At 34.1% G+C, this 21,647-nt stretch carries 20 protein-coding genes; 19 read left to right on the top strand and 1 reads right to left on the bottom strand.

The window, feature by feature from the left end:
- Positions 1–4 precede the first annotated feature (4 nt).
- Positions 5–325: a stress response translation initiation inhibitor YciH gene (gene yciH / locus J3U00_RS09790; protein WP_065562400.1), complete on the top strand. Its 321-nt coding sequence runs from the start codon at positions 5–7 to the stop codon at positions 323–325.
- A gap of 56 nt (positions 326–381) precedes the next feature.
- On the opposite strand, the gene tmaR is transcribed toward yciH, so the two are convergent.
- A complete protein-coding gene (gene tmaR, locus J3U00_RS09795) occupies positions 382–702 on the bottom strand; it encodes a PTS system regulator TmaR (RefSeq protein ID WP_065562399.1) in 321 nt (106 codons plus the stop codon).
- Positions 703–1,009: 307 nt separating this feature from the next.
- Between tmaR and accD the strand changes: the two genes are divergently transcribed.
- The 18 genes from accD to clpX all read left to right on the top strand — a co-directional run bounded on the left by accD (position 1,010) and on the right by clpX (position 21,552).
- Positions 1,010–1,900 (top strand): acetyl-CoA carboxylase, carboxyltransferase subunit beta, encoded by an 891-nt coding sequence (accD, locus tag J3U00_RS09800; RefSeq protein ID WP_267332283.1) that lies wholly within the window; start codon positions 1,010–1,012, stop codon positions 1,898–1,900.
- Between the two features lie 3 nt (positions 1,901–1,903).
- Complete coding sequence (gene folC / locus J3U00_RS09805; RefSeq protein WP_416379914.1) at positions 1,904–3,193, top strand: bifunctional tetrahydrofolate synthase/dihydrofolate synthase; 1,290 nt, start codon at positions 1,904–1,906, stop codon at positions 3,191–3,193.
- On the top strand, positions 3,183–3,737 hold the full coding sequence (locus J3U00_RS09810) for an SPOR domain-containing protein (RefSeq protein WP_267332285.1): 555 nt from the start codon (positions 3,183–3,185) through the stop codon (positions 3,735–3,737). Before folC ends, J3U00_RS09810 begins: the two co-directional genes overlap by 11 nt.
- A gap of 70 nt (positions 3,738–3,807) precedes the next feature.
- Positions 3,808–4,293: a CvpA family protein gene (locus J3U00_RS09815; protein ID WP_416379913.1), complete on the top strand. Its 486-nt coding sequence runs from the start codon at positions 3,808–3,810 to the stop codon at positions 4,291–4,293.
- A gap of 18 nt (positions 4,294–4,311) precedes the next feature.
- Positions 4,312–5,826, top strand: a complete 1,515-nt coding sequence (purF, locus tag J3U00_RS09820) for an amidophosphoribosyltransferase (RefSeq protein ID WP_267332287.1) — start codon at positions 4,312–4,314, stop codon at positions 5,824–5,826.
- A 466-nt stretch (positions 5,827–6,292) separates the two neighbouring features.
- Complete coding sequence (locus J3U00_RS09825; protein ID WP_267332288.1) at positions 6,293–8,968, top strand: inverse autotransporter beta domain-containing protein; 2,676 nt, start codon at positions 6,293–6,295, stop codon at positions 8,966–8,968.
- Between the two features lie 117 nt (positions 8,969–9,085).
- The gene (locus tag J3U00_RS09830) at positions 9,086–10,177 is read left to right on the top strand and encodes a hypothetical protein (RefSeq protein WP_267332289.1); all 1,092 of its coding nucleotides are present in this window, start codon (positions 9,086–9,088) and stop codon (positions 10,175–10,177) included.
- A 126-nt stretch (positions 10,178–10,303) separates the two neighbouring features.
- Positions 10,304–10,510, top strand: coding sequence for a YheU family protein (locus J3U00_RS09835; protein ID WP_267332290.1), 207 nt, complete (start codon positions 10,304–10,306; stop codon positions 10,508–10,510).
- An 85-nt stretch (positions 10,511–10,595) separates the two neighbouring features.
- Positions 10,596–11,228: a cAMP-activated global transcriptional regulator CRP gene (crp, locus tag J3U00_RS09840; protein ID WP_034903327.1), complete on the top strand. Its 633-nt coding sequence runs from the start codon at positions 10,596–10,598 to the stop codon at positions 11,226–11,228.
- Between the two features lie 47 nt (positions 11,229–11,275).
- On the top strand, positions 11,276–12,001 hold the full coding sequence (locus J3U00_RS09845) for an isoprenyl transferase (RefSeq protein ID WP_267332291.1): 726 nt from the start codon (positions 11,276–11,278) through the stop codon (positions 11,999–12,001).
- The gene (locus J3U00_RS09850) at positions 11,995–12,831 is read left to right on the top strand and encodes a phosphatidate cytidylyltransferase (protein ID WP_267332292.1); all 837 of its coding nucleotides are present in this window, start codon (positions 11,995–11,997) and stop codon (positions 12,829–12,831) included. The genes J3U00_RS09845 and J3U00_RS09850 overlap by 7 nt, the downstream gene beginning before the upstream one ends.
- Positions 12,832–12,844: 13 nt before the next feature.
- A complete protein-coding gene (gene rseP, locus J3U00_RS09855) occupies positions 12,845–14,155 on the top strand; it encodes an RIP metalloprotease RseP (RefSeq protein WP_267332293.1) in 1,311 nt (436 codons plus the stop codon).
- 25 nt (positions 14,156–14,180) lie between these two features.
- Positions 14,181–16,610 carry an outer membrane protein assembly factor BamA gene (bamA, locus tag J3U00_RS09860; protein ID WP_267332294.1) on the top strand — a complete coding sequence of 810 codons (2,430 nt, stop codon included), beginning with the start codon at positions 14,181–14,183 and terminating at the stop codon, positions 16,608–16,610.
- A gap of 41 nt (positions 16,611–16,651) precedes the next feature.
- A complete protein-coding gene (locus J3U00_RS09865) occupies positions 16,652–17,140 on the top strand; it encodes an OmpH family outer membrane protein (protein ID WP_267332295.1) in 489 nt (162 codons plus the stop codon).
- A complete protein-coding gene (gene lpxD / locus J3U00_RS09870; RefSeq protein WP_267332296.1) occupies positions 17,140–18,168 on the top strand; it encodes a UDP-3-O-(3-hydroxymyristoyl)glucosamine N-acyltransferase in 1,029 nt (342 codons plus the stop codon). The genes J3U00_RS09865 and lpxD overlap by 1 nt, the downstream gene beginning before the upstream one ends.
- Before the next feature lie 105 nt (positions 18,169–18,273).
- Positions 18,274–19,575, top strand: a complete 1,302-nt coding sequence (gene tig / locus J3U00_RS09875; protein ID WP_267332297.1) for a trigger factor — start codon at positions 18,274–18,276, stop codon at positions 19,573–19,575.
- An 89-nt stretch (positions 19,576–19,664) separates the two neighbouring features.
- On the top strand, positions 19,665–20,267 hold the full coding sequence (clpP, locus tag J3U00_RS09880) for an ATP-dependent Clp endopeptidase proteolytic subunit ClpP (protein WP_305054763.1): 603 nt from the start codon (positions 19,665–19,667) through the stop codon (positions 20,265–20,267).
- Between the two features lie 19 nt (positions 20,268–20,286).
- Entirely contained in the window at positions 20,287–21,552 is a 1,266-nt protein-coding gene (gene clpX / locus J3U00_RS09885; RefSeq protein WP_065734766.1) for an ATP-dependent protease ATP-binding subunit ClpX, read from the top strand.
- Positions 21,553–21,647: the final 95 nt, after the last annotated feature.

A 21,647-nucleotide genomic window follows, 5' to 3' on the forward strand; every position in this document is an offset into this window, starting at 1 on the left:
AATTATGTCTGATAACGCTATTGTTTATTCAACTGAACATGGTCGAATTACGCCAAAGCAGGCTGCTAAACCTCGTATTAAAGGCGATGGTTTTATCCGTATTTCACGCCAGACATCAGGGCGTAAAGGTAAAGGAGTTTGTGTTATTGAGGGATTCGATTTAGAGGATTCTCAGTTGATGCAATTAGCTGCTGAGCTGAAAAAGCGTTGTGGTTGTGGAGGTTCAGTTAAAGACGGAAAAATTGAAATTCAAGGCGACAAACGTGAACTATTAAAATCATTATTAGAAGATAAAGGTTTTAAAGTTAAATTTGCTGGCGGTTAATTGATTAAAAATAATAACGCCCTATTGAGAAAAAGGGCGTTGTTATTCAAAAAACATTAATTAGAACGGTAACTTCGCATTTTTTTGCTGATTTCACGTCTTTCTTTAGATATTTCAGCATTTTTGATTATATAATCATCAACACGATCATCATAATCACTCTTCATATTAGCAATAATAGCTTGAAGTTCTTCATAAGTCATATCAGGTTTAATGTAATCACTTAAATTTTCAAGTAATAGCACACGTTTTTGGTTATCACGAATTTTTTTCTCGTTATCTGAAATTTCACGTTTTAATTTATTTAAACGACGTGATAAACGAATATATTCTAGTACATCTTGAAATGATGGTGCGGCTGATTTTTCCTTGTCCATCTATAACCCCTTATTTCTAAAAAATGGAAAACGATTCTGAGTTAATTATATACCAATAATTTTTTAAGGTCATACTAAATATACTTTTATTGAAAAATGTTAAATTTAAATATCAATCAAGCTTGCTGAGTTTTGTTTTAAATCAAATTTTTTGAAGTATGAAATAATAATATTTTTATAAAATTGTCGATAAATTTATCGATTTTCCTTCTAATTGCGATAAAAATAAAAACAACTATTAAGAATTATTGCAAAGTATTATACAATGTGTCGTTAACTGAAAAGAGTACCAAATGAGAGAATCATAATGAGCTGGATTGAAAAAATTCTGAGTAAAAATAATATATCGTCAGATCATAAAAAGGCAAATATTCCAGGTGGTGTTTGGACCAAATGTAGTAATTGTGAGCAGGTTATCTATCAAGCTGAACTTGATCGTAATTTAGAGGTTTGCCCAAAATGTGATCATCACATGCATATTCCTGCCCGTGTTCGTTTATATCGTTTTTTAGACGAAGGTTCTGATATAGAGATTGGTTCAGAACTTGCTCCCAAAGATATTTTAAAGTTTAAAGATACAAAAAAATATAAAGATCGTTTAGCAACTGCTCAAAAAGAAACGCATGAAAAAGAGGCCATGGTAGTAATGAAAGGCTCATTACTGGGCATTCCAGTTGTTGTTGCCTGCTTTGAATTTGCTTTCATTGGTGGTTCGATGTCGTCTGTGGTTGGTGCTTTATTTACTCGAGCTGCAGAACAGGCAATTGAAGATAAGTGCCCATTAATCTGTTTTTCTACTAGCGGTGGAGCCCGAATGCAAGAAGCATTATTTTCATTAATGCAAATGGCAAAAACTAGTGCTATCTTAGCAAAAATGCAAGATGAAGGTTTACCCTATATTTCTGTAATGACCGATCCAACAATGGGTGGTGTATCTGCTAGTCTAGCGATGCTAGGTGATATTAATATTGCTGAACCTAAAGCGTTAATTGGTTTTGCGGGGCCTCGAGTAATTCAACAAACAGTGCGTGAAACACTGCCAGAAGGATTCCAACGTAGCGAGTTCTTATTAGAAAAAGGTGCGATTGATATGATTATTGATCGTCGTGATATGCGCCCTAAAATTGCAGGCCTGTTAGCTAAATTAATGCAACTCCCAGTTCCTTTTGATTCTATTGTTGATGATGAGACTATTTAATTAATCATGCGAACTGAAATTCCTGATGCCATGTCTAATCTTGAAACATGGCTTTCTTATTTGGAACAATTACATCCAACAACCATTGATTTAGGGCTTGAGCGTGTTAGAACAGTCGCAGAGCATCTAGATCTTTTGCAGCCAGCCCCTTATATTTTTACGGTGGCTGGGACTAATGGCAAAGGAACGACTTGCCGCACGCTTGAGATGATATTACTTGCTGCAAATAAGCGTGTTGGAGTTTACAGCTCTCCTCATTTAGTGCGTTTTACTGAAAGGGTTAGAATAAATAATCAAGAGTCAAAAGAACAAGACACAGTTGATGCCTTTGTTGAAATTGAAAAAGTGAGAGGAAATATTTCCTTAACTTATTTTGAATATGCAACGTTAGCTGCATTATATCAATTTAAACAGGCTCAATTGGATGTAGTTATTCTAGAAGTAGGCTTAGGTGGAAGACTTGATGCCACCAATATTATCGATGCTGATATGGCAATTATTACTACAATCGGTATCGACCATGTAGAATATTTAGGCAATACTCGAGAAAGTATTGGTCGAGAAAAAGCAGGTATTTTTAAACCCAATAGTATTGCTATAGTTGGTGAGCCAGAGATACCATCATCTATTATAGATGTTTCTAAAACTGTGAATTGTCCTATTTATGTAGTTAATAAAGATTGGTCATATCAACAAATTGATGATTCATTATGGCAATTCATTTCACCGTTAAAACAGTATGATCAATTGCCTATTCCCAATGTGCCTTTAGCTAATGCTGCTACTGCAATAGCAGCACTAACTTATTCTTCGCTTTCAATTGACCAGAATCAAATAATCGAGGGTCTTGAAAAAACAAATTTAGTTGGAAGATTTCAAATAATACAGACATCACCAATTGTAATTGTTGATGTTGCACATAATCCTCATGCTGCTAACTATTTAGCTAACCAAATTAAGTTATTGGTAAAGAAACAACCTACTATTGGTAAGATTAGGTTTGTCATTGGTATGTTGAAAGATAAAGATATTAAAAGCACTCTATCTTTATTAAATGCTGATCAATGGTATTGTGCTTCACTTTACGGTGAGCGTGGATGTAATGCTGAGGTATTAAAGCAGTATTTGCAAGATAATAAAGTAGAAAATATAACTACGTTTGAATCAGTTGATAATGCATATCAAAAGGCCATGCAAGATTCAAAAGAAGATGATATTATTGTCGTCTGTGGTTCATTTTATACTGTATCTGCCGTTTTAGATAAATTAGGCAAATGTAATCATGGATACTAATCAAGAGAAAACTACTTCAAATAAAATTAGGAATCAACTAGTTGGTTTTGCTACATTATTGCTAATTATTGCTATAATTGCACCTAATATCATTACAGATAAATCTAATTTACATACGCCTACAATTCCTATTTTACAACCAGAAGTAGTAAATGAACAAAATCAAGTGATTACATCACAAAATGAGTCAACTATTAATGGTGGTTCAGGATTTGAACAATCTTATACACCTGATTCTGATCAATATACTAGCTCTTTAGCATCACCTGATAATGATAATAGTGACGCTTCATCTATTCCTGAACAAACAGATAAGCCCTACATGATTCAACTTGGCGCATTGAAAAATAAGAAAAAAATTGAGGAATTAGTGGCATTATTAAGGCTAAACAATTATGACGTTAGAATCATTCCGAGTAATCCAGGACCTAATCAATTAATAAAATTACAGGTCGGTCCTTATGCAAAAAAAGAGCAAGCAGAGCAGTTGCTTAGTAACCTAAACAATTTAACAAAATTAAAAGGTGTTATTGTTACAAATTAAAAATTATTTTACTCTTTAATGAGTACAAACATTAAATAAAAATATTAATATAAAATTGTGAGTTATTATGATGAATTGGGTTGATTATACGATTATTGGTGTGATTATTTTATCTGCACTAATTAGTATTATTAGAGGTTTTGTTAAAGAAGCGTTATCCCTAATAAGTTGGGTTCTGGCTTTTTTTATAGCAAGTCGTTTTTACATGCATATTACTAGTTACTTAACTTATTTTGATAGTGATGTAATTCGTATTGCTATAGCTATCGCTATTTTATTTATTGCTACACTAATTGTGTGTGCCATTGTTTCTTATATTATTGGGCAATTGGTTCAAAAAACAGGACTATCAGGTACGGATCGCGTATTAGGTATTTGTTTTGGTGTATTAAGGGGTATTTTAGTTGTTGCGGCAGTGCTCTTTTTTGTCGATACTTTCACTCCGTTATCCCAATCTCCTGAATGGGCGCAATCGCAGCTAATTCCGCATTTTCATTTTATTATTCGTTGGTTTTTTGATTTTATACAGCAGTCGTCTTCATTTTTAGTTCAATAACTTTGAGGTAATCATTGTATGTGTGGTGTTGTTGGTATTGTAGGATGCAGTACAGTTAATCAATCTATTTATGACGCTTTAACTGTTTTGCAGCATCGAGGACAAGATGCTGCGGGGATTGTAACTATCGACGAGCAAAATCGTTTTCGCTTACGTAAAGCAAATGGTTTAGTTAAAGATGTATTTCAAGAACATCATATGTTGCGTTTACAAGGTAATTTAGGAATAGGGCATATTCGCTATCCCACTGCGGGCAGCTCAAGTCCTTCAGAAGCGCAACCATTTTATGTCAATTCACCTTATGGTATTGCACTTGCACACAATGGTAATTTAACTAATACTGACCAATTAAGAAATAAAGTATTTGAATTAGCAAGACGCCACATTAATACAAGTTCTGATTCAGAAGTATTACTTAATATTTTTGCTAGCGAACTTGATAAATTCCCTACCTATCCATTAACTGCAGAAAATATTTTCACCGCTATCAATCGGGTACATCAAATCATTAAAGGTGCTTATGCATGTGTTGCAATGATTATTGGACATGGATTAGTCGCATTTCGTGACCCATATGGTATTCGTCCTTTGGTGATAGGTAAAAAAGTGCTTGATAATCAAAAGACAGAATATATGGTTGCATCGGAAAGTGTTGCTTTAGATATTCTCGATTTTGAATTTATGCGTGATGTTGAACCAGGTGAAGCTATCTATATTACTCAAGATGGACAACTTTATTCAAAACAATGTGCAAATAATCCTCAATATTATCCATGTATTTTTGAATATGTTTATTTTGCCCGCCCAGACTCATTGATGAATGGTGTTTCAGTATATCAATCCCGTATATTAATGGGGCAGAGACTAGGTAAAAAAATAGCGAGAGAATGGAAAGACATTGATATTGATGTAGTAATTCCTATTCCTGAAACATCATGTGATGCCGCGCTTGAAATTGCCAGAATTCTGAATAAACCCTATCGACAAGGATTTGTTAAAAATCGTTATGTTGGCCGTACTTTTATCATGCCAGGTCAAGCGGAACGAAAACTTTCAGTAAGAAGAAAACTAAATGCTAATCGTATTGAATTTGAAGGTAAGAATGTTCTTCTAGTTGATGATTCCATTGTTCGAGGAACGACATCAGAAAAAATACTTGAGATGGTGCGTTCAGTTGGTGCTAAAAAAGTTTATCTCGCTTCGGCAGCGCCTGAAATTAGACATCCTAATGTTTATGGTATTGATATGCCAGTTGCTAGTGAACTTATAGCTTATAACCGTTCTGTTGGTCAAATTGCCAAAGAAATTGGAGCAGATAAATTAATATTTCAAGATCTTTCTGATTTAATTGATTGTATTAAAGAGCAAAATCCTAATATTCATCATCTAGAATGTTCTGTTTTTGATGGAAAATATGTTACTGAAGGAATTGATGATAATTATTTTGATACGCTAGAGCATCACAGAGCTGAAAATAAATCAATCACACCAGAATCTGAAAATCTTGAAATTTATAATGAAGGTCAATACTAGCCATTTAATTTTCTAAAATACAACCTAAAGTCATAAATAAGCTTGAAGTGAATAGTTCAAGCTTATTTGCATCCCATAAATTAACCTTTTTACTTTACAATTTACATATTGTTGCTTAATTTCTATTACTAAAAAGTAATATAAAGTTGATTAATTAATAAAAATCGTAAGTTTTAAACAAAAATACAATAAATTAAACTGTTGATTAATATATCAAAAAAACGTCTTTACAAAAAGATGTCAAAAAAAGTTACAAAATAGTTTTATAAATTACATTTATGTAATAAAATCCTCCTGAATATAGCTGTTTTGTAAAGAAGTATTAGGTTTTTAGGCAAATAATATTTAGTATTAAAATCGCATATTAAAAACAAAATATTAAATAATAACAACTTTAATAACTGCCTGGCGACGTAAATAAATATGATGCCATTGTAAAGTTGGTGAAATATAAGGAATGACTACGGTGAGAAAGAATCTTAGATTAAGAGTTATCTCAGCATTTGTAATAGCTACGTTAAGTTGGAATTATGCTTATGCTATTGATACTCAGCTATCATCGAATGAGGTTGATAGCAATAAAATCATTGAATTAAAGAATGGTACTAAAGCTCGAGAAATGATTAATAATCAAAAACGTAGTTTGTATCAGATTGCATTATTAAGCAATATTTCAATTTCTGAATTACGAGCTATGAATGCAGGTCGTTTCGATAAAAAAGATATGGTTGAAGTCGATGAACGACTAGTTTTACCTGAAAATTCTCCTTTATTACCTGCAATAAATAATAATAATAAAAAAGATAAATACTCAAATTTACCTTCGCTAGGCTCTGATGACAATTACGATGTCAAAAAAGACAAAGATGCACTATCAAGCCAAGTAGCTACCACCTTGCAAACACTTGCAACTCAAGATTGGAAAAATATTACTTCAGCAGATAATGGCGGTATCTCTGGCCATTTGAAAAACAAAGGTAAAGATTATGCTGAAAACTATGTTCGCAATGGTATTCATTCACAAGTTGTAGATCCTCTTCGTAGCGCTGCTCAAAATTTTTTAGGGCGTTTTGGTACTGCTCAATTACAGTTCGATTTAAGCGATAAGGGTGAATTCAATAATATTAATGTTAAATTATTTAGCCCATTGATTGATACGGACAGCACATTGATTTTTAGTCAGTTATCATTCCAAGAATATGAACATAATCGTCATATCGGTAACTTTGGTATTGGTCAACGTTGGGATGTTGCTGATAATACATGGTTATTAGGATATAACGCCTTTCTTGACCATGATTTCCAACGTTCACACAATCGTTTAGGTCTAGGTGCTGAAGCTTGGACTGATTATATGAAGTTTGCAGCTAACTATTATCATCCTTTATCTGATTGGAAAGAATCAAGAGACTTTGATGACTATTTAGAACGAGCTGCTAGAGGTTTTGATATTCGCTTTCAGGGCTATTTACCTCAATATCCTCATTTAGGCGGATCGCTTATGTATGAACAATACTATGGTGATAAGGTTGCTTTATTTGGTAAGGATAATTTACAAAAAGATCCAAGAGCGATCACAGTCGGATTGGATTATACCCCAGTTCCTTTATTTACCGTTAAAGCTCAACATAAGCGCGGACAGGATAGTAAAAAAATCACATCTGCTGAATTAACCATGAATTATCGTATTGGTACACCGTTAAAAGATCAGCTAGATCCGGATATGGTTCAAGCGGCACGTTCTTTAAAAGGCAGTCGATATGATTTAGTTGATCGTAATAACTATATCGTTCTTGAATATAAAGAAAAGAAAATGACTGTTGATTTAGGGTTAGACTCTCTTCAATTACTTGAAGGTACTACTCATGATCTAGTTATAGGTGTTCATAACGCCAAAGGTATATCAAGTTTAGTTTGGTCAGGCAATATGCGAGATATTGATAATGGTGGTGGTTTCTTGTGTTCTGCTGTGGGAGTGTGTACTAGCTCTTCATGGTTAACACCTCCTGCTGATGTTAATAATTGGAAGATTGTTGCACCTAGTTATGTAGACCGAAATGGGAACAGATTGCCAATTAGTACAAATGGTGTTTATAACCTAGCAGTAACGGTTACTGATAGCAAAGGAAAATCAGCAACATCTAATTCAGTTTCGTTTGAAGTTCTTCCTAATTTAAGTATTCGTAAAATAGGTATTTGGGCGATTGATAGCTCAAGAAATCCAGCAACTTCTGTGCAAAATATAGCTGATGGTACGACTTCAGTAACGCTATTAGCAAGTTTGGTTACCCCTGGAACACCTACTGGAAGTGGAAGCTTTGGGGATGGTTATGATGGTTTTAGTGACCAATCATTGATGTCTAAGGTAGGCAATACATTCAAATCCTCAGTAGTTGATTTATGGACAGCAACCAGTAATGGTTCAAAAGTCTCTTTGATTGATGGTACTTCTGGTACGGTAAGAAGTTGCCCTACATCAGAACGTTGTGTCATTGTTAAATCTTTTGAAAAAGTCAAAATGGGTGAGAACATTTCAGCAAATGCTTCTACCGCAGCAGGCACAACAGCTATTGGTGATACTTATACCATCGACGTTGCGTCAAACTTTGATGGAGCAGTTGATTTTTCTATCAAATTAGATGGTTATGGTCAGTCTTTCAACAAAGCTACGGTTAATTTTGGTGGTGGTAGAGCGGGCTATATTAAAGTATATCGTAGTGATGGAACTTTAGTTGCTAGACAAAATGGAAACGTACTTGATTTTGAACCAGGTATTACTGGATGGTATGTAGGTACTGAATATACCGTAAAAGCTTATGTCGATGATACTGAAGCTGTAGAAATTACCAACCCATTTGTTATCTGGTCACTTGTTAGTTCAAATAGCCCAGCGTGTCCTGGAAGTGCAATGACAACATTACCAAGTTATGTTGATAGTCCTAATGGCCCTTGGTTTAATGTAAGTATGGGACCAAATGCACCTTACACTATTAGAACGAATATGACTAGTTATGCAACAACAGGTACAAGTATTCCTGCTGTGGCTGGAGCTCCTACATATTTAGATCTAAACCAGATAACAGCATCACCAGTAGCATGTGCTGGAGATCAAGGATTTAAATTACAAGTTTCAGTTAATTAAAAAAAGTTTTAATCATCTTCGAATTATCGAAGATGATTTAAAAGGCAACACCAATAAAAACGGTGTATTCATATAAATATAACATGTTAATTTATTAGAGAAAATAGGAAGTTAAACATGAAAAAATTAGCAATTAAAAAAGTTGCATTAAGTTTGTTTTTAGCTGGTTATGCTGCTAGCAGTGCTTATGCATTAGATCCAGTAATGACTCAAAATTCGATAGTAGGTAATGCACCAGTAATTTGGTCAAAAGGTGTAACTACTGGTGGCACCGCAGTTGAAAGATCTTTGACTCTTCGTATTTCAAATGATACAACAGGTGCCACCTCTCTTGGTCGTACTGAAAAAGCTAAAGTTGGTAATTACATTCATATCTTTTATGACTTAAAAGATCTAGATGGAGATATAGATCCATCTGATAAACATGCAGTAGCAGATACACTTAAAGTTTGGATTAAAACTGGCAATGCTACTTCTTGGACTGAAGTTACAGATGTTACTGCAACAGCTGATAACTCTGATCAAGCAGGTCATATTTATTTCAAAATTACTCCTTCTATGGCTGGTGCTACAAAAATCGGTTTCAAACTTGAAGAAATTACTCCTTATGGTGCTCCAAGAGAAAACGAATGGTTATGGGTAAGTGATATTTGGGATGGTACTACTACTCCAGGTCATGGTTCTGATCCTGTAGATCCAGGTACAGATCCACACGGTCCTGGTGATAAAGATCCAGATCTTCCGGACGGTCCTATTGAATATCCTGGTGCTACAGTGTTAGGTATATTCAAATATACTAGTTCAGGTAGTGTAGATTTAACGAAGAACCTTGTTGATACTACTTCTGATGTAACACCAAAATATGGTGATAAACTAGCGGCTATTGTATGGCTGAAAGCTAACCCAACTGATACTAGCACAACGCCTAACTTCACTGGTGGAGATACGAACCAATCAGGATCTTACACATTTACATGGAGTCTAGATGGTAATAATAATGCTGCAAATGGATCTCAAACTGCTGCAGCAGCTGATACTTTAGTTGGTGTGCCGGCTGGAGATGCAGATGCTAGCCCAGAAGGTTATGGCGTGATTAAGTTAGGTGACCCTGCTGGTGGAAAACATAATGCAGTGTACAGTAGCTTAAATGGTGGCTCAGGCTATGTTGCAGGTATTCAAGGCTTCAAACTTAAAGTTACTGCAAACTAATCATTATTTAATGAAACTAATTAAAACCACTCAACTGAGTGGTTTTTTTATTTAATATTCCGTATGCACTTCTTATAATTAACTTGTTAAAATAAATTAATGTAAGTTAACTCAGCAAATATAATTATGATAATTCCTTGGCAATCTCTTGATTCAACTACATTAAACAATCTAATAGAATACTTTGTTTTACGTGAAGGGACTGATTATGGTGAGCAAGAAAAATCACTTAAAGATAAAGTGAATGATGTAAAACTTCATTTAATTAATGGTTCAGCTGCAATTTTTTGGTCTGAATTACATGAAACAGTAGACATTAAATTTATTAAATAATGATTAAAATCATTTTAGTGAGTATATGATTTATTCTGTAACTTTGTTATAGTGTTACTGTAGTAATTTGAATAGAGAGGAAGGAATAATGATTGGTAAACAGCAATCAGATACAACATTGGAATGGTTTTTATCTCATTGCCATATTCATAAATATCCAGCTAAAAGTACCCTTATTCATCAAGGTGAAAAAGCCGAAACTCTCTATTATATTTTAAAAGGATCTGTAGCGGTATTGATTAAAGATGATGAAGGTAATGAAATGATTTTGTCGTATTTAAACCAAAATCAATTCTTAGGTGAATTAGGTCTTTTTGAAGAAGGTACAGAACGCAGTGCTTGGGTTAAAGCAAAAACAAGTTGTGAAGTGGCCGAAATATCCTATAAAAAATTTAAACAGCTAGTGCAAGTTAACCCAGATATATTAATGCGATTAGCTAGTCAAATGGCAAGCCGGTTACAAGTTACATCAGAAAAAGTAAGTAATCTAGCTTTCTTAGATGTAGCCGGTCGAATTGCACAAACACTATTAAACTTAACTAAACAGCCTGATGCGATGACTCACCCAGATGGTATGCAAATAAAAATAACCCGCCAAGAGATTGGGCAAATTGTCGGCTGTTCACGTGAAACCGTTGGAAGAATTTTAAAAATGCTTGAAGATCAACACCTAATTTCAGCACATGGTAAGACGATAGTTGTTTATGGCACCCGTTGATTTATCGAAATTATCATTAATATGATAGATATATAACGAGATTATACATGACACAATATATTCCCAACCATGTGGCGATTATTATGGATGGTAATGGTCGATGGGCAAAGCAAAGAAATCAATTACGCGCTAAAGGCCATCGAGCTGGTTTAAAAGCGGTGCGTAAAATTGTCACATATGCAGCAAAACTAGATGTAAAAGTGCTTACGTTATATGCTTTTAGTAGTGAAAATTGGAAACGTCCAGCTAATGAAGTTACTGCTTTAATTTCACTGTTTATTTATGCGTTAAATCGCGAAATTAAAAATTTAAATAAAAATAATGTTCGATTAAATATCATTGGTGATATATCAAAATTTAATCAAAATCTTCAAAATCTTATTATTAATGCTCAGCTTTTAACCAAAAATAATACTGGCCTTACATTGAATATTGCAGCTAATTATGGTGGTCGTTGGGATATTGTTGAATCAGCTAAAAAAATAGCTTCACAAGCTTTAGATGGTAAAATAACGCCACAGGATATCAATGAGGAATATTTTGGCTCGATTATTTGTATGAATGATTTACCTGAAGTTGATTTAGTTATTCGTACCGGTGGCGAATACCGAATTAGTAATTTTTTATTATGGCAATGTGCATACGCAGAATTGTATTTTACTGACACATTGTGGCCTGATTTCAATCAGGCATCATTTGATGAAGCGATAAATATTTTTAACACTAGAGAACGGCGTTTTGGTGGCGTTCTAAATGAGGACCTTTCATGCTAATCCAGCGTATTTTAACTGCCATCGTACTTATTCCCCTTGTTATTATTGCACTATTTTTTGCACCTTTATCGATATTTTCTTATTTAATCATCGCTGTTTGTGCATTAGCGGCATGGGAATGGGGTAATTTTCTAGCAAAAAGAACCGAGAAAACAGTTCTTTTGTTTTTTATTGTTTTTTCAATAGTTTTGCTTTACTTCATACCAATTGAGTCAATACTAAAAAGTAAGTTATTTGCTTTAATAATTTGCTTATCAGTTATTTGGTGGTTAACCGCTTTGTTATTAGTTGTAGGTTATCCTAACTCAGCAAAATACTGGTCTAGATCACCATTAATTAAGCTGTTATTTGCTTTTTTTACATTAGTACCTTTTTTTATAGGAATGCTTGAATTACGTACTATTAATTACAGTGTTAATAGTTATACTGGGGCTATTTGGTTGCTATATGTATTTGTGTTAGTATGGGCAACCGATACAGGTGCTTATTTTGCTGGAAGAGCGATTGGTAAACGGAAATTAGCTGTAAAAGTCTCACCAGGAAAGACGGTAGAAGGTTTTATCGGTGGTGTCAGTTTAGCAACTTTAGTTTGTGTGATCGCTTACTTAACTGGTAATTTTAATATTAATTTTACTCAATTTTTATTTAGCTCCCTATTGGCTATTTTGGCTTCGGTATTAGGTGACCTGACTGAAAGCATGTTTAAGCGTGAAGCAGGAATTAAAGATAGTGGAAATCTTATCCCAGGACATGGTGGTATTTTAGATCGTATTGATAGTTTAACGTCGGCAGTTCCTGTATTTGCTGTATTATCTTTGCATTTATTCTAAAGGGTTACTGATTTTGCTTTGGTCACTGTTGTTATTTATTATTACTATCAGTATATTAGTTACAGTTCATGAGTTTGGGCATTTTTTTGTTGCTCGGCTATGTAAAGTGCATGTAGAGTGTTTTTCAATCGGGTTTGGAAAAAAAATATGGTCGCATAGATTTTCAAATGGAACTGAATTAGTTATCGCTATGATTCCACTTGGCGGATATGTTAGAATGCTCGATAGCAAAACGAGTGAATTATCGCCCAATTTAGAAAAACGCGCTTTTGATAAAAAAAGTATTTTGCAACGGGCTGCAATCATTTTTGCAGGGCCATTTGCTAATTTTGTTTTAGCATTAATTATTTATTGGGTTATTTTTTTGACGGGTGTGGTTGATTATCCTGTTAAAATAAAAAGTATTATACCTTCAACACCAGCTGCATCTATAAATATGCCAGCAGATGCAGAGTTAAGAATGATTGATAATGCTAAAATAGACACTTGGAATGATGTAAATGTAGCATTGATTTCTGCTTTAGGTAAAAGCAATATTAATGTTACCTATAGTACTGATATTGAGCAACAAGAAGTTAGTCGAGATGTTAATATTAGTAATTGGTCTTTTGATATTGAAAAGGAATCTGCAATCGCAGCATTTGGATTTATACCTAAACAATTGGAAATTTATCCAATTGTGAGTAAAATTATACCCGATTCAGCAGCGGCTCAAGCTGGTTTAAAAGTTGGTGATAAAATAATGAGTTATAATGATCACCTTTATCAAAATTGGAATGATTTTACGGATACTATAAAAAAAGCTGGAATTATAAAACTGAAGGTAAGTAGGAACAATAAAGACGTAGATCTTACACTTGAGCCAACAAGAAATAGAAATGGAGAAGGTGTTGCAGGTTTCTATCCGACATCTGATGCAGTAATTAAACAATATGATTTTTTTAATGGATTCGATAAAGCGATGAAACAAACAATGTTAACGACTAAGTTAACGGTTCGTTCTCTTTATCAATTAGTAACAGGAGTGATTGGTCTAAAACATTTATCAGGACCAATTACAATAGCAAAAAACGCAGGGCAAACAGCAAGTTATGGATTTACTCCTTACTTATATTTTCTAGCTTTTATTAGTATAAGTTTAGGAGTTATCAATCTTGTTCCATTACCTATGTTAGATGGCGGGCAGTTGCTTTTTTTATTTTTTGAGAAAATAAAAGGAAATGCCTTATCAAATAAAACACAAGAGCGTTTTTTTCGTATCGGATTTGTTTTATTAATGGTAATAATGGGAATTGCACTATTTAATGATATTTTACGATTGTAATGGGATGAGGTTATAAATATATACGATGAAAATAAATAAATTACTTATAGCATCTTTGCTGTTTAGTACCACAGCAGTATATAGTTCCAATGCATTTTGTGTTGATGATTTTGTGGTTAGGGACATCAAGTTTGAAGGTTTGCAACGAGTTACAATCGGTGCTGCGATGCTTGAAATGCCTGTTCAAGTTGGTGACTATGTGAATGAATCTGATTTAGGTCGCATTATCAAATCACTTTACGCCAGCGGTAATTTTGATGATATTACTGTTTCTCGTGATGGCGATAAATTAATTATCCATGTCCAAGAACGCCCAACTATAGCAAGTATTACCTTTTCTGGTAACAAATCTGTCAAAGACGACATGTTGAAAAAGAATTTAGATAGTACCGGTATTCGAGAAGGTGATGCATTAGATCGTACAATGCTTTCAGGAATCGAAAAAGGGCTAGAAGATTTTTACTATAGTGTTGGTAAATATAATGCTCAAATCAAAGCCGTCGTAACACCATTATCTCGAAATCGTGTTGATTTAAAATTAGTTATTGCTGAAGGTAAATCTGCTTTAATAGATCAAATCAATATCGTGGGTGCAAAAGCTTTTTCATCTGAAGAGCTTATTTCACGGTTTTCATTACGTGATGAAGTGCCTTGGTGGAATATGCTTGGTGATCGTAAATATCAAAAGCAAAAATTGGCATCGGACTTAGATGAGTTGCAAAGCTTTTATTTAAATCGAGGTTATGCTCGATTTAATATTGAGTCTACACAAGTTAGCTTAACGCCAGATAAAAAAGGGATTTATGTCACTATTAATATTCATGAAGGTGAACAATATAAGTTAGCCGATTTTGATTTTAAAGGTAACTTTGCAGGACATGAAGAGGCAATCCAAAAACTAGCCAAAGAAAAGCTTACTGTAGGTGAACTTTATAATGGTAAAAAAATAACTGATATTGAGGATAATATTAAGCGATTGTTGGCTAATTTTGGCTATGCTTATCCTCAAGTAGCTATTCAGCCTGAAATGGATGACTCATCACATACTGTTAAATTAGTAGTATTAGTTGATGTAGGGCAACGTTTTTACGTACGCAATATTAAAATTGTCGGCAATACAATTACAAGTGAAAGTGTGGTTCGTCGTGAACTTCGTCAAATGGAAGGATCATGGTTGAGTAATGGTTTGGTTGAACTTGGTAAAGAACGTTTAAATCGATTAGGTTTCTTTGAAAGTGTTGAAGCGAATACTGAACGAGTTCCTGGCATTGATGATCAAGTTGATATTATTTATAAAGTAGCTGAACGTAATACGGGTAGTATTAAATTTGGCGTGGGTATTGGCTCAGACAGTGGTATAAGTTTTAATGCTGGAATTTCTCAAGATAACTGGTTAGGAACGGGGAATAGCGTTTCATTTGATATTAATACAACCAGTAGTGATAAAAGTGCATCTGTTTCGATTGTTAATCCTTATTTTACTGTTGATGGTGTTAGTTTAGGTGGTAGCGTTTACTACAATACTTATAAAACTGATAGTGATGATGATGAATCTGAGTATTCAAGTAAAACTTGGGGGGCTAATTTAGACCTCGGCTTCCCGATTAGTGAAAATAACTTTGTTCGTTTTGGCACAGAATACGCTAATCATAAATTAGCTGATATGAAACCTCAGTATAATATGTGGCGCTATTTTGAATCAATGGGTGAAAATATGAAAAATAAAGATAAGTCTTATTCATATGACACCAATGATTTGTTATTGAACGCTTATTGGACATATAACTCACTAGATCGTGGTTACTTCCCAACAGATGGGTTAAAACTAACTGCTAATTTAAAAGCGACAGTGCCAGTATTTGACAATAGATTCTATAAAATGGTTAGTGATGCTTCTTATTATTATCCAATTGATGCCGATCATAAATGGGTATTTTTAGCTCGTGGCCGATTAGGTTATGGTGGTGGATTTGGTGGAAAAGAATTACCATTCTATGAAAATTTCTATGCAGGTGGCTCAACTGTATTGCGTGGCTTTAAAACAAACACTGTCGGTCCTAAAGCAGTATATTTTAAAACAGGCGTAGATGGATGTAGAACCTTAGGCGATACAGCTCAATGTACTAGTTCTAAAGATGCAATAGGTGGTAATGCCTTAGCATTCGGAAGTGCGGAGCTAATAGTCCCAACACCATTTGCAAGTGAAAAATATGCAGATAGTATTAGAACATCAGTATTTTTTGATGCAGGAACGGTTTGGGATAGCGAATGGGATCTAAAAGGCAAAAATATTCCTGATTATAGTTCCCCATCTGATATTAGAATGTCTGCTGGTCTTGCTGTTCAATGGATGTCCCCATTAGGGCCATTGGTATTTTCTTATGCACAGCCGTTAAAGAAATATCATGGTGATTCAGCGCAGCAATTCCAATTTAATATAGGTTCAACATGGTAATGCCATGTTGTTAATAACTAAAATACACATAGGTGAATAAAGTGAAAAAAATTATATCTGTTATTGGCATCAGTATTGCTCTACTTTTTACAGGCTTTGCAAACGCTGAAACTAAAATTGGTGTTATCGATATTAAATCTGTAATGGATCGTATGCCAGAACGAGAAGCAATCGGTAAAGAATTGAACCAAAAATTTGAAGCGAGAGCTAAAGCATTAGAAAAAGAAGAAAAGCTTGCTGATGCAGCAGCTGCACGTTTAAAGAAAGAAGGGCTAACTTTGTCATCTTCTGAAAAAACTAAATTAAATAAAACTATCGCAGATTTTCAGAATAAAGCCACAGCTTTCGCAAATGAATATCGTGATAGCGAAACAAAAGAAGCTGGTAAATTACTAACCAAAATTCAAGAAGCAGTTAAAACCATCGTTGCTGAAGAAAAATATGATCTTATTTTAAGAGTAGATACCGTTTTATATGCCTCTGACGCTGTTGATATTACTGACAAAGTTTTGGAGAAGGTTAAAAAATAATGTTTGCTTTTCGTTTAGAGCAATTAGCTGACAAGCTTGATGCTACATTATATGGTGATGGTGAATTAACTATCACCGGTGTAGCATCAATGAAAAGTGCCACAAAAGGTCAAATCACTTTTTTGTCGGATAAAAAATTCCAAAACAATTTATTAACTTGTAACGCTTCAGCAGTTGTTATGACAGAAGATAGCCTTAAATATTGGAATGGGGCTGCTTTGATTGTTAAAGATCCTTATCTTACTTATGCAAAATTAGCACAACTTTTAGATACGACCCCGTTACCCGCTAAAGGCATCGCACAATCTGCGGTGATTGATCCTACTGCTAAGCTTGGACAAAATGTATCAATTGGTCCAAATGCTGTTATAGAAAGTGGTGTAAATCTTGGTGATAACTGTTGTATTGGTGCTGGCTGTTTTATTGGGAAAGATACTCAAATCGGTGCAGGCACAAAAATATGGTCTAATGTATCTATATACCATAACTGTATTATTGGTGAACACTGTTTGATCCAATCAGGAACAGTAATAGGTGCAGATGGATTTGGTTATGCAAATGATAAAGGTAGATGGATAAAAATCCCCCAGCTTGGTCGGGTAGTAATTGGTAATAACGTTGAAATTGGCTCATCAACAACAATCGATCGTGGTGCTTTAGATGATACTGTCATCGGTAATGGCGTCATTATTGATAATCAATGTCAAATTGCGCACAACGATATTATTGGTGATCATACTGCTGTCGCTGGTGGTGTTATTATGGCGGGTAGTTTAAAGATTGGACGCCATTGCCTAATTGGTGGTGCGAGTGTTATTAACGGCCATATGGAAATTTGTGATCAAGTAACTGTGACTGGAATGGGTATGGTTATGAGACCAATTACTGAGCCGGGTGTATATTCATCGGGTATTCCATTACAACAAAATAAAGTATGGCGTAAAACAGCTTCATTAGTTTTACATATTGATGAAATGAATAAACGTTTGAAAGCACTTGAGAAGAAGCTATTAAATGTCTCGACGTAGACGATTACGGTCGGTATAATGCTTCCCTATTTTATAAATTTAATTAGCTCAATTAATCAATTTATAATTATGAGCAAATATATTCAATAATTCCGAGGTATAAAGATGCAAGTTTCGGTAGAAACAACAGAAGGTTTAGGCCGTCGTTTATCAATTACAATTAAATCAGAAGATATTACCAAAGCAGTTGATAAAGAACTTATCAATACAGCAAAAAAAGTCCGTATTGATGGTTTCCGTAAAGGAAAAGTACCTTTAAAAATTGTTGAACAACGCTATGGTGCTTCGATTTTACAAGACGCTTTAAGTGATTTGATGCAACGTAATTTTATCGATGCTATTATCCAAGAAAAATTAAATCCAGCTGGTGCGCCAACATATATTCCAACAGAATATAAAAATGGTGAAGATTATACTTTCACTGTTGAATTTGAAGTTTATCCGGAAATTAAAATCAAAGATTTAGATAAAATCGAAGTTGAAAAACCCGTAGCTGAAGTTGTTGATGCTGATGTGGAAACAATGATTGAAACCTTACGTAAACAACAAGGTACTTGGAAAGTTGTTAAAAAGACAGCAAAAGAACAAAATCGTGTCACGCTTGACTTTTTAGGTAAAGTTGATGGTGCTGAATTTGAAGGCGGTAAAGCTGATGATTTTGCACTTGTATTAGGACAAGGTCGAATGATCCCTGGTTTTGAAGATGCAATCATCGGTCACAAAGCTGGAGATGAATTTGATATTAATGTTACATTCCCAGAAGATTATCATGCTGAGAATTTAAAAGGTAAACCAGCAGTATTTTCTGCTTCACTTAAAAAAGTTGAAGAACTTGAGTTACCAGAATTAACTGAAGAAGTAGTGAAAAGATTTGGTATTGCTGATGGCACAGTTGAAAGTTTACGAGCAGAAGTACGTAAAAATATGCAACGTGAACTTAATGCAACAATTCGCAATAAAATCAAAACACAGGTCATTGATGGTTTAGTAAAAAATAATGATATTGAAGTTCCATTTGCTTTAATTGATCGAGAAATTGATGTCTTACGTCAACAAGCCTTAACTCGTTTTGGTGGTAATGTTAAACAATCAATGGATCTACCTAAAGAGTTATTCGAAGCAGAAGCTAAACGCCGTGTGTTAGTTGGATTATTATTTAGCGAAATCATTGAAAGTAACAAGTTAAAGGCTGATGAAGCAAAAGTACAATCTTTAATTGATGAAATTGCAACTGCTTATGAAGATCCTAAAGAAGTGGTTGATTATTATCGTAAAGATAAGAAAGCAATGGATAATATCCGTTCTGTTGCACTAGAAGATCAAGTAGTTGATTTATTATTAGCTAGCGCAAAAGTGACAGATAAGACTTATTCATTCTCAGAATTAATGAATCAACAAGTTGCTTAAGCAGCTTGTCACTTTATTTAATTAAAATTCATTATAAGCCCAAATAAGGATCAATTGTTTGGGCTATTTTGTTTAATTAGGAGATGAAAATGCCTTTAGAACCATACATGAGTGTGATTCCAATGGTTGTTGAGCAAAGTTCTCGTGGCGAGAGAGCTTATGATATTTACTCACGATTATTAAAAGAAAGAATTATATTTTTAACTGGGCAAGTTGAAGACAATATGGCAAATTTGATTATTGCTCAGATGCTTTTTCTTGAAGCTGAGAATCCTGAAAAAGATATCCATTTATATATCAATTCTCCTGGTGGAGTAGTGACTGCTGGTATGGCTATTTATGACACGATGCAATTTATTAAACCAGATGTTAGTACTATTTGTCTTGGACAAGCATGTTCAATGGGCTCATTACTTTTAACTGCTGGTACTAAAGGTAAACGTTTTTGCCTGCCTAATGCACGCGTCATGATCCACCAACCATTAGGTGGTTTTCAAGGACAAGCGTCAGATATTCAAATTCATGCTCAAGAAATATTACAGGTTAAAAGCCGATTAAATAATATTTTATCAATGCATACTGGTCAGGATATTAGTGTAATTGAAAAAGATACAGATCGTGATAACTTTATGTCAGCCGAGAAAGCAGTTGAATATGGATTAGTTGACGCCATATACAGTAAACGATCTTAATAATAAATAGGTAAAGAAAGTGGATAAAGAAAACTCAGAAAAATTACTCTATTGTACTTTTTGTGGCAAAAGTGAACATGAAGTCCGTAAGCTAATTGCTGGGCCATCATCTATTTATATTTGTAATGAATGTATTGGACTATGTAATGATATTCTAAAAGAAGAAACGAAGAGTTTTCTTTCTCATGAAGAATTTATTAGTAAACCATTACCGACACCGCACGAAATACGAGCTCATCTTGATGAATATGTTATTGGTCAGGAGCGGGCTAAAAAAGTATTATCAGTTGCTGTTTATAATCATTATAAACGTTTACGTAGCTATTCTAACCGTAGTGATGTTGAATTAGGTAAAAGCAATATTTTATTAATTGGTCCTACGGGTAGTGGTAAAACATTATTAGCTGAAACATTAGCGCGTTTTCTTGATGTCCCTTTTGCCATGGCTGATGCAACTACATTGACTGAGGCTGGATATGTTGGTGAAGATGTAGAAAATATTATTCAGAAATTATTACAAAGTTGTGATTATGATGTAGAAAAAGCGCAACGTGGGATTATTTATGTTGATGAAATTGATAAAATTTCTAGAAAATCAGATAATCCATCTATTACTCGGGATGTTTCTGGTGAAGGTGTTCAGCAAGCTTTATTAAAAATTATTGAAGGTACTGTTGCATCTGTTCCTCCTAAAGGCGGGCGTAAGCATCCACAACAAGAGTTTTTACAAGTTGATACTTCTAAAATCCTCTTTATTTGTGGGGGCGCATTTAGTGGATTAGATAAAGTTATTGAAAATCGAGTCTCTACCAACACAGGTATTGGTTTTGGTGCTGATGTAAAAAGCACTAAGAATAAAGCGACAGAATCTGAGTTATTAGCTCAGATAGAGGCAGAAGATTTGGTTAAATTTGGTCTTATACCTGAATTTATTGGTCGATTACCTGTTATTGGAACGTTATCAGAACTTGATAAAGATGCTTTAGTTAATATATTAACCGAACCTAAAAATGCTTTAACCAAACAATTTAATGCTTTATTAGAGTTGGATGGTGTAGAACTGGAATTTACTAAAGAAGCTTTAGATGCCATTGCAATTAATGCGATGAAACGTAAAACAGGTGCTCGAGGATTACGTTCAATTGTCGAAAATATACTGTTAGATACAATGTATGACTTACCATCAATGCAAAACGTAAAAAAAGTACTTGTTGAGAAAGATACGGTAAATCATTTGCAATCACCTAAATTGATTTTTCGTGAAGATACAGAACTATCTGCATAATAGATAAGCAATTCCTATTCAAACTAGTAAGCAGCATTTATGTAAAAAAATGAAATACGCATGTACATTTATTGTACTGCGTATTTAAAACAGGA

The sequence above is a fragment of the Gilliamella sp. B3127 genome (assembly GCF_026536935.1).
Classification (GTDB): Bacteria; Pseudomonadota; Gammaproteobacteria; order Enterobacterales; family Orbaceae; genus Gilliamella; species Gilliamella apicola_E.